We start from the raw sequence: 17,027 nt of genomic DNA, 5'->3' as shown, positions 1-17,027 counted from the left end.
ATTCAGGAGTATCCACGTGTTCAAACCTTGGCCCCTCGCCCTTGCCATCGCGCTGGCAACCGCACCAACGGCCGTCGTCCAGGCGCAAGGATCTGCGCAGCAACAGCTGCAGCGTTTCGACCTGCCGGCCGCCAGCCTGGCGCAAACCCTCAACACCATCGCCCGCCAAGGTGGGCAGGTGATGTCGCTGGACCCGGCTCTGGTCGTCGGCAAGCAGGCCCCCGCGATCCAGGGTGAGATGAGTGCCTTGCAAGCCGTGCAGCTTGCGCTGGTGGGCAGCGGCCTGCAACTGATCGTCACTGGCAGCGGCACCTTCAGTGTGGTGCCGACGGTGGACGCCAAGGGCGCGCTGGAACTGGGTGCTACCAACATCAACAGCGTGGGGCTGGGCGAAACCACCGAGGGTTCTGGCTCGTACACCACCGGCGCCGTGACGATCGGCAAGACCCCTCAGTCGCTGCGCCGTACACCGCAGTCGGTGACCGTGGTTACGCGCAAACTGATGGACGACAAGAACCTGGTCTCACTGGACCAGGTGATGGCCCAGACCACAGGCATTACCCGCGCCAACCGTGGCTACGGCAACCATCACTTCAGCTCCCGGGGTTTCGACATCACCGACGACAGTTACATGGTCGACGGCGTGGCCGGGCAGGCCTACGCCTACACCGGCTGGATGATCCCCGACATGGCGGTGTTCGACCGTGTCGAGGTACTGCGAGGCGCCTCGGGCCTGTTGGTAGGGGCGGGCAACCCAGGCGGTGCGGTCAACCTGGTGCGTAAGCGCCCGACGTCGGAGCCACGTTTCTCCGTGACCACCCGTGCCGGCTCCTGGGACAATTACCGGCTGGACCTGGACGCCAGTGGCAGGCTGAACCCGCAAGGTTCTCTGCGCGGCCGCGTGGTGGCGTCCTACGAGGACCGTGGTTACTTCACCGATGTCAGCAAGTCCAAGCGGCCGTTGCTGTACGGCATAGTCGAAGGCGACCTGAGCGACGCCACTACCGTTGCTTTGGGTTTGCGCCGGCAGACTTCGCGCATTGACGGCTACAGCGTGCTGGGCTTGCCGAACAACCCGGATGGCAGCAACCCGCACCTCAAGCGTTCCACCTTCCTGGGCCAGGACTGGGCCACGCTGCAGACCCGCACCGACGAAGTGTTCGCCGACCTCAATCACCGTTTCACCGACAACTGGAGCGGCAAGCTGGCGCTGTCGCACTCCGAAAGCAGTTACAACCGCAGCGCCATCGAATGGAGCGCAGAGGACACGCTGGAGTACGGCAGCCCCACTGGGCCGATGATCAACGACACCAGCTTTCACAAGTTCGATGTCACCGCCAACGCGGTGGACGGCCACCTGGACGGCGAGTTCGAAGCGTTTGGCCTGAGCCATCAGCTGTCGCTGGGGGCCAACTGGTCCCGGCGCAAGATGAATGACAAGGACGCCACGGTAAAGCTCGACAGCCCCATCCCGCTCAATGTGTTCGACCCGGACCACAGCATTGTCCCAGAACCTTCGCGACAGGGATGGGACTACAAGGAAGACACCTTCGATACCCGTTACGGCACCTACCTCAATGCCCGCCTGCACATGACCGAGGACCTCAGCCTGGTACTGGGCGGGCGCCTGAGTTGGTACAAGACCGAGGCCTGGAGTGGCGGGCTGAAAAGCACCAATGAACAGAAGCACGAGTTCACGCCTTTCGTTGGTGCCATCTACGACCTGAACAACAACTGGTCTCTGTACGCCAGCTATGCCGATATCTTCATGCCCCAGGCCAGTTACCGCAGTGCGGGTGGCAAGATGCTTGACCCCGCTATCGGTTCCAACTACGAAACCGGCATCAAGGGCGAGTTGTTCGACAAGCGTCTGAACCTGTCCTTTGCGCTGTTCTATATCGAACAGGAGGACGTCGCCGCTCGCGACTATGCCAATGATGGCAACTGTCCCACAGACGTTGCAGGCCGTTGTTACGTGAACAGCGATGGCATCAGCCGCAGCAAGGGCTTCGAGGCAGAGGCCAGCGGTGAGTTGCTGCCGGGCTTGCAGGTGGCGGCGGGTTATACCTTCAACACCACGCAGTCGGAGACTGGCGGGCCGATCTCGGCACAAACGCCCAAGCATCTGCTGCGGGTGAACACCAACTACACCCTGCCGGGTGAGTGGAACCGCCTCAGTGTCGGCGGTGGTGTGTCGGCCCAGTCCCATTACTACGACGCTTACAATGGCGTGAGCAACAGCGGCCGGGCGGTGTTCGATGCACGGGCGGCGTACAAGCTCGACCAGCACTGGACGGTGGGCGTGGACGTGGAGAACCTGCTGGACCGCAAGTATTTCGACTCGACCGGTTACTGGACCCGCGGCACTACTTACGGCGCGCCGCGTAGCTACATGCTGACCTTGCGTGGGGATTTCTGACGTTCTAAGGGTGATTGCCCTGCGATCACCCAGCCCATCCGGGGGCGCAGACATGCATCGACCTTCGTCCCTGTAAACTTCTATCGATTGATGCCGATACACCTTGTGTATCCCGGTGCCCGTCCCGCCAGGCATTGTCAAAGAACAAGGAGTTTCATCATGTACGCCTCGCTCATCGATCCCGTCACACAGGCTTTGAGGCAGGCGCTCGATATCGCCGTACACTTTGACCGAAGTACTCAGGAGCGAGAAAAGCTTCGTGCGGTGCTGCGCAAGTTGTTGGTGATCCGTGAAATGCACTCCAGCTTTTTTGTGTGCATTGGCGGAACTCAGGGCGCGGGCAAGACGCATCTTTTGCGCGAGTTGTACGATCTGGAGGACTGGCTGCCAGACAACCCTGGGCGTGGCGAATGTCGGCCGCTCTTCGTGCTTGAGCGCGACTGTAAAACACCCTATGCCTGCGGTGTGGACGAGCTGGGTCAGGAAACAGAGATAGACCAGCAAACCCTGTTCAATGAACTGCGCAGCTTCGCGGCAGGCGAGCGTTTCATGTTGCTGCGCCTGTATGTGCCTAAGCGTCACTTCGGCGAGCGCGCGGGTTTCTTGCTGTTACCTGGCTACGAAAAACTCAACCGGACCAACAGCCTGTGGCAGCAGGAAATGCGCGATACGCTCAAGCATGCCACGGGCAGTATCTTGGTGACCAACGCCAATGCTCTGGCTACCCAGTCCACTCAAGATGTATTGGTGGAAATGCTGGAACAGGCGTTACCCGGCCGGCACCCGATCATTGCCATTGGGCGCACGGAGAACCAGTCCCAGGAAACACGTGAAGAATTGCGTGTCTCTGCGGCGTTGAACTGTCAGGTGCCGGCCGACCAGGCAGATCGTGTTGTCTGCGTTGGCCGTGGTGAGGAATACAAGGCGCTCTGGATACCACAACTTCTCCAAGCGTTAGGCCAATACGCCGAGCCGGGGCTGGACGTCTATCAGCAACGGCTGACAGATCTGCAGGCCGTTCTAGAGCTGGAGCTGGAAGTCGCGGTGGGTTTCCTGGATGGCCTGATCGACAATGCAGCAGCTTCTGCCAGTGCCAGCGAGGGGCTGGTCAAGAAGGTTCTGGATCAGTTCCGACGTTCCTCGGATGCCTACCGAGTGAAGTATAAAAAACGCCTTCTTCAACATGTCGACCAGTACACGCGGTGTGCGATAGGCAGTGCTACACATGCGTTTGGCGAGGAGGAGGAGGGGTGGTCCAATGTGGGTAGAAATATCGTCGATTTCCTCTCGCTCAAGACCAGCGAACCCGAGCAGCGCTACATCAGCCGTATTCACAAGCATTGGGAGCAGCAAGGCGAGCAAACCCCGGTGCATGCGATTTACCTGGCGCTGACGCATGTGGCTGACGATCACTTCAAACTGGGGCTGGAGGTTGCCCTGGATGAAAATCCTGCCCTGCTGCTGGAACACCGTCAGCAGCAACAGCCCGCTCGGTACCTGGGTTACGAGAAGGCTGACGGCACTGTGGTGGTTCCTGAGTGCAATCTCCCGGCTGCGCCTGACTTGCAAAAAAGTGTCTGCTTGTTGTTGAACCAGACTATCAGCGAGAACCACCTCGACCCCGCCACGGTTCGTACTCGGCAGTTCGATACTGCATTGAAGCTTCTGCCGGCACTGACCATGGAGTATCTACGCATGAGCCAAGGTATGGCGTTGTTCCAGCGGCAGGTGGTCGATACTGCCCAGCTGGTCAAGTATGACCCCGATGCCCTCGCCAAGGACATTCGTGCTTCGTTGCCAGGCTTTACCCAGGGAGCCAAGCAGGTAGGGCGTGCGTTGCTCGCAATAACCGCAGTGGACTTGGCCATCGATGGCAGCCTGGATGTCCTTCCGGTACTGGCTGGCGGTACTGCCACGGGGTTGGGAGCGACACTGTCCATGGCGGCAACCGGGCTCATGGGGCTGGGCTTCATTGGTTACAAGGCTGCCAGTTCGGTCCACCAATACAATGTCGCCAAACGCAACTTCATCGTGGCCAGCCTGGAGCGCTTCAGGGATCACCTGGTGGAAAGCAGCCTTGAGCACTACGACGAGCTCATGAACAAGATCGAGGAGCGGATCGAGCATAATCTCAGTGTGGCCTACGGCATTGATGCCAATCAGTTTTCCGAGCGTGATGCACTGGCAAGGGTGATGCGCGCCTTGAATGCATCGCGACGCCATCTGACTGCCGAGATTGATCGTGCCCAAGCCTCGTTCGTGGTCTGAGCGTTATCGTCAGCGCCATGACTGGGCGCTGCAAGCCTACGACCGTTTTGTCCATGAGCTGGCCCCGGAGGTCAGTGGCCAGCTCCGGCGTTCCGAGCAAGTGACCGTGGTGGTGTATGGCGCCACTCAAGTGGGCAAGACGACCTTGATCCTTGACCTGCTCGGCCTCGTCTCGGACACCCGCGAGGAAATTGCCGAGGTGCTGCGGGGTGGCCAGACGCTGGGCAAATCAGCGACGATCATGCCGTTGCGCTACGGGCGCTCAAGCGACGATCACTGGTACATCGGCCAGAGTGGTCCGCTGGACAGGCAGGCGGCTACCCGGGCACTTGCTGATACCCGCCGAGCGGTGGAGCAAGGGCAGCGCACTGGCATCGATCTAACCGACATTCTCATCCCTGCTCGGTTTTTCCCGCTGGCGAGCGAGAATGCTCTGGACGTCGATGTCAAACTCATCGACCTGCCCGGACTGGACGCGCGCAATGCCCACGAGCGTGAGCTGGTTGCAACACTCGCTCGAACCTTTGTCACGGTGGCCGATTTGGTGCTGCTCGTAACCCAGGCCAGCAGCCTTGGGTTCTTGCGGCCAGAAAACTTGCAGATAGAAGAGCTGGCTAATTGGGTGCATCAGCCGGTGCGCTTTCGGGTGGTCATTACCTCGAGCTTTTCTCTGAGCAGCGTGCGCAAGCGCATGTTGGCCGCCCCGATGGATGTAACAGCACTGCGCTCGGCAATGAGCGAAGAAATACAGACACTCGAATTGACCATCCCCGAGCATTTTCAAAGCAACCTCTTTGTGATGGAGCTTGGGGATTCGGCGCGTGAGATGGCTGAGGCAGACCCCGCGTACTTCGCCCTGGTATGCCCTGTTGTCGATACCTTTCGGCGACAGCTGATCGAGGATATCAAACGCTCCAGCGGGCCATTGTCCCGCGTGTTCGCTGCCTTTCAGCTCGACCAGGTGGTGACCGGGCAGATTGCGGCGTTCGAGGACAGTTATCGAGAGCAAAGACGTGAGCGGCTCGCAAGCCTGGAGGCATTCGAGTCACGGCAAAAAGCGCTTTATCCGTTGCAGTCAGATGATGATGTAGCCAGAGTGCTGCAGGTGCGCAGGGACGAGTTGCTGGCAGAGCGGCAATTGACGGAGCAGTGGACGCATATGCTCGAAGGACTGCTGCGTATCGACATCGGGCCAATTCTCGAAGGGCTTTTCCCCACACATGTCATTGCGCGGGGAGAGCAAACGGTACCTGCGGTACAGGAACTGCTTCGTTGTGCGAAAAAATGCCTCAAGCACCAGCTCGAAAGCTGGATAGAGGCCTTTCAAACACTGCTTTTTAGTAGTTTTGGTGAAGAACTACAGGGCCACTGCAAGGTGCTCATGCGCGCAGTGCGTCCTGTGGTTTTTGACGAAAGCGATTTTCATCCGTTGGACTATCACCTCGACCAATACACGCTGGAAAGCTATTTCTGGTCGTCCAGCTACGAAACAGACATGGGTATGCTCGAACATGTCGTTGCTGTGAGCAGAGGCCGTTGTATTAAGTTGGCGCACATGTGCTTCATCGAGGCAGTGAAAAATCAAGCTTCTGAACAACAACGCGCCTTGCCAGAAGTCGATCGGCAGTTGCGCGCGGTGCAGGAAGCCCTTGATAAGCACGCCCGGCACCTGCGTGGACTGCAGGCCTTGAGCGACCAATTGAGCGTGAACATCGCCCGCATGGAAGGCTCGAAAAAGATGGCCCAGCATTTTGAGCAGCGTGTTGATCAGAGCCTGTCGCGGGCGTTACAGGCATGCACAGACGAACTTGATAAGGGGCAGTGCGCCACGGACAAGTTTCTTGGGCTCATGCAAGCCCATCTGCTTATCAGTGAAGCCGAAAAATTCTATTCCGGGAAGGATGCTCAATGATCGACCAGGACGTTAAGGGCGAACGCGCTGCTGCCAAGCAGGAGTTGACTCAGTTACTGGTCGATATTCTGGTACCGCCGCTGAAAACTGAAGTGAGCGCATTGCTCGAAGAAAACATTTACCCCTTGGAGCGCAGTATCCTCGAGCGCCAGGACCGACTGGAAGCTCAAACAGGCAAAGTCACACGTTTCATCAACAAGCATTACCCAGAGAGCAGTCTCCCGCTTGAAGAGCAACTGCAAACGCTGGAGTTTGCCCAGCAGGATGCAAACGAGCTTGCGCAGTCGCGCAATGTACAATTGCTGGAGATCCTCGGGCAGCACAGTCAGCAATCCCAGGATATTCAAACCGGTGTTGTGGGGTTGTCAGCGCAGATCGGTGGAGTTGGGGAACACCAGGTTGCCTTGCAGGCGCAAGCGCAACGGTTGGGCGATGCCAGTTTGCAGAGCGTTGCCCAGCTAACTCAGAATCTGGCGTCCTTCGCGCAATGGCACCAGCAAGCACATACTCAAGCGGTAGACGCAGTCCAAGCCATGGGGGCCGCTGCAGACAGTAAGCTGGATCAGTACCAACAGCAGCAGCAATCGCAATGGCAGGCGGTCAGCCATCAAACCATCAGTATTCAAACTGAGCTTGAGGTGCTGGCCCAAGGGCTGGAAACCGCAGAGGGGCGCCGGGTAAATGCCGAAGACCAGCTTCAGCGCTGGGCTCAAACGAATCAGGAGGATGTCAGTCAACTTGCCCAGCAGCTGGCTTCGCTGATCTCGGCGCAGCAGCAGGGCCAAGCTGAGCTACATGAAACGATGTGCATGCTGGGTGAGGCTGCGGCCGGCAAGTTCGAGGGTCAACAGCAGCGGTTGGCGTCGTTGTTCATGGCGCAACAACAGGCCCAGATCGAGCTGCATGCAACGATACGGACACTAAGCGAGGTTACGGCCAGCAGGCTTGATGCTCATCAACAGCAAATGCAGAAGCACTGGCTTACAGTGCATGGCAGCGCACAGCAGCGTTTGGGTCGTAGCCTTGGCAGTTTGTTGGAACAGCTGCGTGAGTTGGACAAGGAAAGCGTGAGTCGATTGGAAAAACTCACCCTGCTAACGGCCGATCACTTGCGCTCGGCCGTGCACAAGGAGGTTTCAGCACTGGGGCAGCAATTGCAGGACCTATGGCAGACTCAGGCAAACAACCTGCATGAGCGGCTAGGGGAGCAACATCAGGCACTTTCGGCCGCCCATGCGCACCACCAGACATATCAAGCGCAGGCATTGGCGCTCAAGGCTCAGGTGGTCAATGGCCAAAAGCACCTTAAATGGGTGGCGTATGGTTGTGCGGCGCTTGCAGCGGCCAATCTTGGTGGTTTGTTGTATCTCGTATTGGGACCGTAGCGAGTTGGTTTCTAAGATACGAAGCTGTTTCTTGGCCGGGGTTACAGATGAAAATGGTGGCCCTTGAATACAAAACCCCCGTATCGCCTGGCGATCACGGGGGGTCTGAAGTCTTTCAAGTAGCGTGGAATTCCACGGTGCCCATCAGACGTTAAAGCGGAAGTGCATCACGTCACCGTCTTTGACGATGTAGTCCTTGCCTTCCAAACGCCATTTACCGGCTTCCTTGGCACCGCTTTCACCCTTGAACTGGATGAAGTCATCATAGGCCACCACTTCAGCGCGGATGAAGCCTTTCTCGAAGTCGGTGTGGATCACGCCTGCGGCTTGTGGTGCGGTGGCACCTACGCGTACGGTCCAGGCACGTACTTCCTGCACGCCGGCAGTGAAGTAGGTCTGCAGGTTCAGCAGCTCGTAACCGGCGCGGATCACGCGGTTCAGGCCAGGCTCTTCCAGGCCCAGGGCCTCGAGGAACATGTCCTTCTCTTCACCATCTTCCAGCTCGGCGATTTCTGCCTCGATCTTGTTGCACACCGGCACCACTACCGCGCCTTCTTCCTCGGCGATGGCCTTGACCACGTCCAGGTGCGGGTTGTTGTCGAAGCCGTCTTCGGCCACGTTGGCGATGTACATCACCGGCTTGCTGGTCAGCAGGTGGAAGCCACGAATGACAGCTTTTTCGTCGTCAGCCATGTGCTTCATCAGGCTGCGTGCAGGCTTGCCTTCGGTGAAGTGCGGGATCAGCTTTTCCAGTATTGCCTTCTGCGCCAAGGCTTCCTTGTCGCCGCCTTTGGCGTTGCGGGCTACTTTCTGCAGCTGCTTTTCGCAGCTGTCGAGGTCGGCGAAGATCAGTTCGAGGTCGATGATCTCGATGTCACGCTTGGGGTCGACGCTGTTGGAAACGTGGATCACGTTCTCGTCTTCGAAGCAGCGCACCACGTGGGCAATGGCGTCGGTCTCGCGGATGTTGGCGAGGAACTTGTTGCCCAGGCCTTCGCCTTTCGACGCACCGGCAACCAGGCCGGCGATGTCGACGAATTCCATGGTGGTCGGCAGGATGCGGTTTGGCTTGACGATTTCAGCCAGCGCAGCCAAACGAGCGTCGGGCATTGGCACGATGCCGCTGTTTGGCTCGATGGTGCAGAAAGGGAAGTTCTCCGCCGCGATGCCAGACTTGGTCAGGGCGTTGAACAGGGTGGACTTGCCGACGTTGGGCAGGCCGACGATGCCGCAATTGAAACCCATGGGTATTCCCCTCTCTAAAGGAAATCAGGCCTTCTGGCTGTGCAGCTCGCGCATCGCCTTGGCGAAATCGCCGGCAAGCACGTCCGGCAGCACGCCGAGGGCAAAATCGATGCTGGCGTCGAGCTTCTCCTGCTCGGCGCGCGGCGCGCGGCCCAGGACGAAGTTGGATACCAGTTTGGCGTCACCTGGGTGGCCGATGCCAAGCCGCAGGCGGTGGAAGTCGTTCTGGTTACCGAGCTGCGCGATGATGTCGCGCAGGCCGTTGTGCCCACCATGGCCGCCGCCGCGCTTGAGCTTGGCAACGCCTGGGGGCAGGTCGAGTTCGTCGTGTGCCACCAGGATCGCTTCCGGCTTGATGCGGAAGAAATTGGCCAAGGCCGCCACGGACTGGCCGCTGCGGTTCATGTAGGTGGTGGGGATCAACAAACGAACGTCGTTGCCCTGATGGCTGAATTTAGCCGTCAGGCCGAAATATTTTTTGTCAGCGGTCAGCGAAACACGCTGGGCGCTGGCAATGCGTTCAACGAAAAGAGCCCCTGCGTTATGCCGGGTCTGTTCGTATTCGGGGCCGGGGTTACCCAGGCCAACGATCAACTGGATGGCGGTCACGTCAGGGGCTCTTCCTTGGAGTTGGTGGGTTACAGTGCGCGCGGCACTGTAACCCGATCAACGCCGGCGTGCGAGTGGATTACTCGGCAGCGCCTTCTGCTTCTGGAGCAACGCGTGGAGCGTGAACGTTGGCAACAGCTTTGTCATCACCGTGGGCCAGAGCGACGAACTCTACGCCTTTCGGAGCTTTCAGGTCCGACAGGTGGATGATGGTGCCGACTTCGGCGTTGGCCAGGTCAACTTCGATGAACTCAGGCAGGTCTTTGGCTTCGCAGGAAACTTCGATCTCGGAAACAACGTGCGAGATCTCGCCGCCTTTCTTGACCGGGGCTTCTTCACCGATGAAGTGAACCGGAACCTTGGCAGTCAGCTTCTGGCCAGCAACGACGCGAACGAAGTCGGCGTGCATGATGAAGCCTTTGGCTGGGTGGCGCTGCATGGCCTTGACCACGACGTTCTGCTTGGCGCCGTCGACGTTCAGTTCGATAACGTGGCTGTAGGCAGCTTCGTTTTCGAACAGTTTGGCGATTTCCTTGGCCACGATGGTCAGGGATTGGGCTTCTTTATCGCCACCGTAAACAACGGCAGGGATGCTGGCGGCGTGACGCAGGCGGCGGCTCGCACCTTTCCCCAGGTCAGTACGCGCTTGGGCGTTCAGGATGAAGTCAGTCATTTTGTTTCTCCAAAATAGCCTCCCGAATGGCGTTTGCGACCAGCGCCAGACGGGGATGGCAAAAAAGCCCCGCCCCAACACAGGTTGGGGCGGGGCGCTTCACATCAACACGTGTCCCGCTTAGCGGAACATCGCGCTGATCGATTCTTCGTTGCTGATGCGGCGTACCGCTTCAGCGACAACCGGTGCGATATCCAGCTGGCGGATACGGTCACAGGCTTGAGCAGCGGCGGACAGCGGTACGGTGTTGGTCACCACCAGCTCGTCCAGTACCGACTTCTCGATGTTCTCGATCGCGCGGCCCGACAGGACAGGGTGCGTGCAGTAGGCGTAAACCTTGGCAGCGCCGTGCTCTTTCAGGGCTTTGGCCGCGTGGCACAGGGTGCCGGCGGTGTCGACCATGTCGTCTACCAGGATGCAAGTGCGCCCTTCGACGTCGCCGATGATGTGCATAACCTCGGAGTGGTTAGCCTTTTCGCGGCGTTTGTCGATGATACCCAGGTCGACGCCCAGGGACTTGGCGACAGCGCGTGCGCGCACGACACCACCGATGTCCGGGGAGACGATCATCAGGTTCTCGAAACGCTGGTCTTCGATGTCGTCGACCAGTACGGGCGAGCCGTAGATGTTGTCGACGGGGATATCGAAGAAGCCTTGGATCTGGTCAGCGTGCAGGTCGACGGTGAGTACACGGTCGATACCTACGACAGTGAGCATGTCAGCGACGACTTTGGCGCTGATGGCTACACGTGCCGAACGCGGACGGCGGTCCTGGCGGGCATATCCGAAGTAAGGAATCACGGCGGTGATTCGGGAGGCTGAGGAGCGGCGGAAGGCGTCGGCCATCACTACCAGTTCCATCAGATTATCGTTGGTCGGGGCACAGGTCGGCTGAATAATGAAAACGTCTTTACCGCGAACATTTTCATTGATCTCAGTGCTGATCTCGCCGTCGGAGAATTTACCGACAGAGACGTCACCGAGAGGGATATGCAGCTGACGTACGACACGCCGAGCCAGATCGGGGTTAGCGTTCCCCGTAAAGACCATCATCTTGGACACGCGCAGTACCTGAAGGCTGAGGGTATACCTGGATGAGTATAAGGAAAATGGCAGGGGCGGCTGGATTCGAACCAACGCATGGCAGGATCAAAACCTGCTGCCTTACCGCTTGGCGACGCCCCTGTATCTGTTGCTGCGAACGCTTATGCGCTCGACTTCTTGACCAGACTTTGCAGCTTGCGATGCAACATCGAAATATTGCTTCCTTTCGCCACAAACCCTGTTTGGGTCGCTGAAAGAAGGGCCAGAACTTTATCAGCTTCGGCTTTGCTTGGGAAGGCCCCAAACACACAACTTCCAGTGCCGGTTAGCCGAGCCTCAGTGAATTTCCCCAGTGAATTCAACGCATTGCGAACTTCTGGGTAATTCTGCTCTACCACCGGTTGGCAGTCATTTCGACTGTTTCCCTCGGGAACGGGGCGCATCTTAAGGGGGAGTGAATCACGTGTCAACTGTGGATGTGAAAAAATTTCTACTGTGCTGACAGACACTTGCGGCACCAGTACGACATACCAGGGCTCGATCGGGTCGACCGGTGTCAGTTGCTCGCCCACACCTTGGGCGAACGCCGCATGGCCGCGTACGAACACCGGCACGTCGGCACCCAGGCTCAGGCCCAGTGCGGCCAGGCGGTCTTCGTCCCAATCCAGTTGCCACAGGTGGGCGAGGGCCAGCAGGGTGGTGGCGGCATCCGAGCTGCCGCCGCCGATGCCGCCGCCCATGGGCAGCACCTTGGTCAGCCAGATATCGGCACCGAGTGCGGTGCCTGATTGTTCTTGCAGCTTGCGCGCGGCGCGCACGATCAGGTTGCTGTCGTGGGGGACGGCCTCGATCTCGGTGTGCAGGCGGATCACGCCGTCTTCACGCAGGGCGAAGCTCAGTTCGTCGCCGTGGTCGAGGAACTGGAACACCGTTTCCAGCTCGTGGTAACCGTCGGCGCGGCGGCCGATGATGTGCAACCACAGGTTGAGCTTGGCCGGGGCGGGCAGGGTGAGCGTGTGCATAGGGTCAGTGCCCCAGCTGGCGCGGTTGCCAGTCCTTGACCACCAGGGTCACGTCCAGGTCCTTGCCGTGCAGTTTCAGGCGCTCGGGCAGCCAGTAACCGTTTTGTTCGGTGTAGCTCAGGTACTGTACCTGCCAGCCATCCTGATCGAGGCTGGCCAGGCGGCTGTCACCATCCAGGGTCAGCTTGCTCTTGCTGTCGGGGGCAGGCAGGCCGCGCACCCACCAGACCAGGTGCGAGACTGGCAGCTGCCAGCCCAGTTGTTCTTCAAGCAGGGCTTCGGGGCTTGTGGCCTCGTAGCGGCCCTGGTTGGCCACTTCGAGCACCACGCCACCTGGGCGCCCGGTCAGGCGTGCGGCGCCACGGCCCAGCGGGCCGGCCAGGCGAATGTCGTAGTAGTCCTGGCGTTGCAACCAGAACAGGGTGCCGCTGCCGGAGTCGCGCGGGGCGCGGATGCCGACCTTGCCGTTGATCTGCCAGCCATCGAGGCTGCTCAGCTGTTCTTTATGGGCGCGCCACTGCTGCGGGTCGCCGTGACCCTGCAGGGCTTCTCGGCTACCGAAGCCGGCACAGCCGGCCAGCAGGGCGATAAGGGTGAAGGTGATGCAATGGCGCAGGAACATGGCGTTAAAGAGTCTCGGATCCGGTCAGGCGCAAAATGGTCTTGCGCAGGATGGGGCTGTCGGCCTGGGCTTCGAAGCCCTTCGCCCAGACCTGGCGGGCTTCACGGCGCTTGCCATTGGCCCACAGCACTTCGCCCAGGTGAGCGGCCACTTCGTGGTCGGGGAAGCTCGCAAAGGCCTGGCGCAGGTAGGTTTCCGCTGCGTCGAGGTTGCCCAGGCGGTAGCTGACCCAGCCCAGGCTATCGAGCACTGCCGGGTCGTCCGGGGTCAGCTGGTGGGCTTTGTCGATCAGTGCCTTGGCTTCGGTATAGCGAGTGGTGCGGTCGGCCAGGGTGTAGCCCAGGGCGTTCAGGGCCATGGCGTTTTCTGGCTCGCGGGCGATGATGGCGCGCAGGTCTTTCTCCATTTGCGCCAGGTCGTCGCGCTTTTCGGCCAGCATGGCGCGGGTGTACAGCAGGTTGAGGTCGTCCGGGTAGCGCTGGATGGCTTGCTGCAGCACCTGGCTGGCCTGGGCGTCCTTGTTGTTGTTGCTGTAGCTTTCCGATTCGATCAGGTACAGCTGGATGGCGTAGTCTGGCTGGGCTTCGCGGGCTTCGGCAAGCAGGCGCGAGGCCTCGCTGCTGCGGCCGTTGGCGATCAGGATGTCGGCCTGGCGCAGTTGTGCCGGCAAGTAGTCGGGGCCAGGGCCGACCAGGGCGTACTCACGCAGGGCGCCAGCAGGGTCGTGGCGCTCCTCGCGGATGCGGCCCAGGTTCAGGTGTGCGGCGTCGACGTTGCTCTCACGCTCGATCAATTCCTGCAGGTAGCCTTCGGCTTCATCCCAGTCTTTGTTCTCCAGGCACACCAAGGCCAACGAGTAGCGCAGTTCGTCATCATCGGGGTATTGCTGGACCAGGCTGAGGAACTCGCCCTTGGCATCGGCGATGCGGTCCTGTTCGACCAGGGTGCGGGCGTAGGTCAGGCGCAGGCGTTTGTCGTCCGGGTTGTCGCGGATTGCGCCGCGCAGCAGTGGCAGAGCCTCCGGACCACGGTCCAGGGCCTGCAACAGGCGAGCGCGCAGGAGGATCGGGGCAATTTCGCCGTTTTGAGCCGGGTGCGATTCGAGCAGCTCCAGGGCTTCTTCGGCCTTGCCGTCCTGGTTCAGCAACAAGGCCTTGCCGAATACCAGTTGGCCGTTGTCAGGGTATTTCACCAGCAGGCGCTCGAAGCTTTGCAGCAGGCCGTCGCGGGTGCTCTGGTCGGTTTCGGCCGCAGACAGGGCGAGGAAGTCGAAGTGGGTGTCGCCCTGGCCCTGTAGAACCTTTTCCATGTAGGCCATGGAGTCGTCATAGCGGCCAGCGCGGGCCAGTTGGATGGCGGCGGCACGTTGGGCGTCGAGGTTCTGCGGGTCGTTACGGGCCCAGACTAATGCATTGTCCAGCGACGGCTCGTCAGCACCGAGGTATTCGGCAATGCGGTAGGCGCGCTCGGAAACCCCAGGGTCCTGGGTTTTTGCCGCCTGGTCGGTGTAGTTGGCCAGGGCGATGTCGAAGCGGTTGCGCTGGCCGGCCAGCTCGGCTACCAACAGGCTATAGAGTGTGTCCTGCTTGAACGAGCCATACACCACGGGCTTTTCCGCCTCGCCCTTGCCGGCTTCGGCGACGGGAGGCTCGGCTTTTTGCGGGGCCAGGCTCTGGCAGCCCTGGAGCAGGGCGAAGGCAAGCAGCAATGCGTATGGTTTGTTCATAGAAAGGCTTATAGGAGGACTCACCGGCGGTCGGAGCATGATGACACAAGCGCGGGGGCAAACCCACCTGCGAAGGTCGTGGTTTACAGCCTGGGTGGCGCAAGCGTCGGACAACGCAGTGGGGCGATAGGTTCGGTGCCGATGTCGGGGTTCTGAGATGGATTCAAAGGCTATGAAAATGGTCGTGTTGCCCACGCATCATGTCATAGATAATGCGACAGCAGCAGTGCTCTGAATAAGATGATGTGAATAATCCAAAGGCTTAATAAGATGCACTTTTCACGTCGGGCTCGTTATACAGAAGTACTTGAGTCTGCCACCGCCGGCGCGGCAGGGCGCGAGATTTAAATGAAATGCCGGCATGCGTTAATTAGCAGTAGTGCTAGAAATAATGCTAGGTTGAAGATGACGAGTCTGCATAGTCGTTTTTTAATTCGAGCGGGTAGCTTATCAACTTCTTCAAGGTTTGTCAGGCCTCTGCGTGCGTACGCTTCTGAGAAAACTAACATGATAGACAGTGCTCCAAATCTAATGATTTTGCCAGTCAGGCCAAATTCAGAATATAGCTTTCTATTGTCCTTTACGATTTTGCAGTTGGGCAGCAGGGACTCTATATATTCGGTGTCGCGATGTGATAAATAAAACGTTACAGGTAGTGAGATAAAAATCGCGGTAAAAAGAATGCCATAGGCCGCTCCCAAAACAAGTTGGATTGTAGTCACTTTATCACTCGCTCATACAAAATTTCGCCCAGATATTCTCCTCCGTCACTTCCGAACTCTCCGCCTACCATTCCTCCCAAGGCTCCGCCCCCTACCCCACAAGCGATCGCTCCAGGCCCGCCTGATGCTATTCCGAAGACCACACCGCAAGCTGCCATGCCAATCAAATTTCCACCGATTGCGCCAATTAGGCCTCCTCCCACGCCACCTGCAAGTGAACCACTCTCAACGATGGTAGCTCTTTTGCATTCTCCCTCTCTCCCTTCTGTGCATGCTTTTTTGATTGATAAGCTTGTGCTTGCGACCTCCAACGCAACGCCTATATAGGCGCCTTTCTTGATCAGGTTGGCGGCCTTGCCAACCCCTGCGACTTTATCGGCATACCCTGCAATTTCCCCTGTATGCAAATAGCTTTTCGTGGAGATGCCGAGCGTTTTTTTGATCGACCCTCTGTTTCGCAAGCTGGCACCAAACGCTGCCATTTTGCTCAACTGCTCATCCAGCCTGGCGAACAGCGCCACACGCCTGGCATAAAACTGATCGCGAGCCTTGAACGTTCCTGAACTCATGTGCTCCTGATACAGCTTTTCAATTTCCAGCAACGTGTCCTGAATGCCTTTCAAGTGCCTGCTCCAACCGTCGCTGACCACGCCTGCACCGATGGAGGCATGGGCAAGCAGGCTCTTCAATAACTCGAAATTATCCAGAAAAAACTCATCTGCACCTTGCCCGCTACGCATCAACCCCATGTGTGCTACGGCAGCCTTCGTCATCAGAAACGCCTCCTGGCTAGTACACGAAGGCGTGGACCAGTCACCGACAATGACCAGTTCGCCGCTTCTGACCACACTGTTGTATATGTGTGAGTTCAGTACATCGAACTTGCTGGCCGAGTGGCCGCTCAGGGCAAGGCCGGCCTTGAGTGTGTGGTAGTTCTGCATTTTGGGGTTGATGAACGCGCGAGCTTCGGTCATGGCAATTTCCTCACGCGTATTTCTTGTTGCCGATCCGGTCCCAACCGCCGGCAATATTGCCGCCGCCCGAACCGTCGATACGCTTCTGTAAGGTGTAGGTGGTCTTGATCCTTCCGTAATCGAGGCGAACCACCTCGATCGGCACGCCATCGGCAGCACTCTGTGTGTAGTCTGCAATGATTACTTCTTCGAGAATAATCTCGTAATACTTGAGCTTGTCGCCGCCCGCGCGGCACAGTGCGAGTTTGACCTCCTTGAGATGCTGCCCTGCGCAGCTGGCCTCCATGAGCTTGCAACTGGCGCTGTCGAGAAACTTGGTAAAAGTGAAGTGGCTCACCTCGGCGCGCCCCGAAGTGGCGCCCCCTGCCGAGCTGGCAGTGGCGGAAGTGCTTTGGCTTACACCGAA

13 protein-coding genes and 1 tRNA gene are annotated in these 17,027 nt (G+C 59.0%); 4 read left to right on the top strand and 10 right to left on the bottom strand.

Translation table 11 applies throughout. The features are described 5' to 3' along the window. Positions 1 to 16 precede the first annotated feature (16 nt). The 4 genes from DM807_RS14575 (at position 17) to DM807_RS14560 (ending at position 7,984) form a co-directional block, all read left to right on the top strand. The gene (locus tag DM807_RS14575) at positions 17 to 2,419 is read left to right on the top strand and encodes a TonB-dependent siderophore receptor (RefSeq protein ID WP_179027487.1); all 2,403 of its coding nucleotides are present in this window, start codon (positions 17 to 19) and stop codon (positions 2,417 to 2,419) included. Between the two features lie 159 nt (positions 2,420 to 2,578). Beyond that, positions 2,579 to 4,687, top strand: coding sequence for a hypothetical protein (locus DM807_RS14570; RefSeq protein WP_179027486.1), 2,109 nt, complete (start codon positions 2,579 to 2,581; stop codon positions 4,685 to 4,687). Beyond that, positions 4,662 to 6,599, top strand: a complete 1,938-nt coding sequence (locus tag DM807_RS14565) for a P-loop NTPase family protein (RefSeq protein WP_179027485.1) — start codon at positions 4,662 to 4,664, stop codon at positions 6,597 to 6,599. Before DM807_RS14570 ends, DM807_RS14565 begins: the two co-directional genes overlap by 26 nt. Next, positions 6,596 to 7,984 (top strand): coiled-coil domain-containing protein, encoded by a 1,389-nt coding sequence (locus DM807_RS14560; RefSeq protein WP_179027484.1) that lies wholly within the window; start codon positions 6,596 to 6,598, stop codon positions 7,982 to 7,984. The genes DM807_RS14565 and DM807_RS14560 overlap by 4 nt, the downstream gene beginning before the upstream one ends. 144 nt (positions 7,985 to 8,128) lie before the next feature. Here DM807_RS14560 and ychF read toward each other — a convergent pair whose 3' ends face one another. The 10 genes from ychF to DM807_RS14510 form a co-directional block, all read right to left on the bottom strand. After that, positions 8,129 to 9,229: a redox-regulated ATPase YchF gene (ychF, locus tag DM807_RS14555; RefSeq protein WP_012270475.1), complete on the bottom strand. Its 1,101-nt coding sequence runs from the start codon at positions 9,227 to 9,229 to the stop codon at positions 8,129 to 8,131. Positions 9,230 to 9,253: 24 nt separating this feature from the next. Next, positions 9,254 to 9,838, bottom strand: coding sequence for an aminoacyl-tRNA hydrolase (gene pth, locus DM807_RS14550; RefSeq protein WP_012270476.1), 585 nt, complete (start codon positions 9,836 to 9,838; stop codon positions 9,254 to 9,256). 79 nt (positions 9,839 to 9,917) lie between these two features. Next, a complete protein-coding gene (locus DM807_RS14545) occupies positions 9,918 to 10,511 on the bottom strand; it encodes a 50S ribosomal protein L25/general stress protein Ctc (RefSeq protein WP_012270477.1) in 594 nt (197 codons plus the stop codon). 120 nt (positions 10,512 to 10,631) lie between these two features. Further along, complete coding sequence (locus DM807_RS14540; protein WP_003247410.1) at positions 10,632 to 11,573, bottom strand: ribose-phosphate pyrophosphokinase; 942 nt, start codon at positions 11,571 to 11,573, stop codon at positions 10,632 to 10,634. A 48-nt stretch (positions 11,574 to 11,621) separates the two neighbouring features. Next, positions 11,622 to 11,696, bottom strand: a tRNA-Gln gene (locus DM807_RS14535). 20 nt (positions 11,697 to 11,716) lie between these two features. Continuing rightward, positions 11,717 to 12,577 carry a 4-(cytidine 5'-diphospho)-2-C-methyl-D-erythritol kinase gene (gene ispE / locus DM807_RS14530; RefSeq protein ID WP_012270478.1) on the bottom strand — a complete coding sequence of 287 codons (861 nt, stop codon included), beginning with the start codon at positions 12,575 to 12,577 and terminating at the stop codon, positions 11,717 to 11,719. A gap of 4 nt (positions 12,578 to 12,581) precedes the next feature. Then, the gene (lolB, locus tag DM807_RS14525) at positions 12,582 to 13,199 is read right to left on the bottom strand and encodes a lipoprotein insertase outer membrane protein LolB (RefSeq protein ID WP_012270479.1); all 618 of its coding nucleotides are present in this window, start codon (positions 13,197 to 13,199) and stop codon (positions 12,582 to 12,584) included. Positions 13,200 to 13,203: 4 nt separating this feature from the next. After that, positions 13,204 to 14,925, bottom strand: coding sequence for a tetratricopeptide repeat protein (locus tag DM807_RS14520; protein ID WP_060492847.1), 1,722 nt, complete (start codon positions 14,923 to 14,925; stop codon positions 13,204 to 13,206). A 718-nt stretch (positions 14,926 to 15,643) separates the two neighbouring features. Further along, on the bottom strand, positions 15,644 to 16,621 hold the full coding sequence (locus tag DM807_RS14515; protein ID WP_069943236.1) for a hypothetical protein: 978 nt from the start codon (positions 16,619 to 16,621) through the stop codon (positions 15,644 to 15,646). Positions 16,622 to 16,631: 10 nt separating this feature from the next. Continuing rightward, positions 16,632 to 17,027, bottom strand: a 396-nt coding sequence (locus DM807_RS14510; RefSeq protein ID WP_179027482.1) for an Hcp family type VI secretion system effector, incomplete at its 5' end; no start/stop codon positions are given.

Origin of the sequence: Pseudomonas hunanensis, from assembly GCF_013393325.1 — a bacterium.
GTDB lineage: Bacteria > Pseudomonadota > Gammaproteobacteria > Pseudomonadales > Pseudomonadaceae > Aquipseudomonas > Aquipseudomonas putida_P.
The sequence above is the reverse complement of the archived record's forward strand: the minus strand, read 5'-3'. Positions and strand labels throughout refer to the sequence as shown.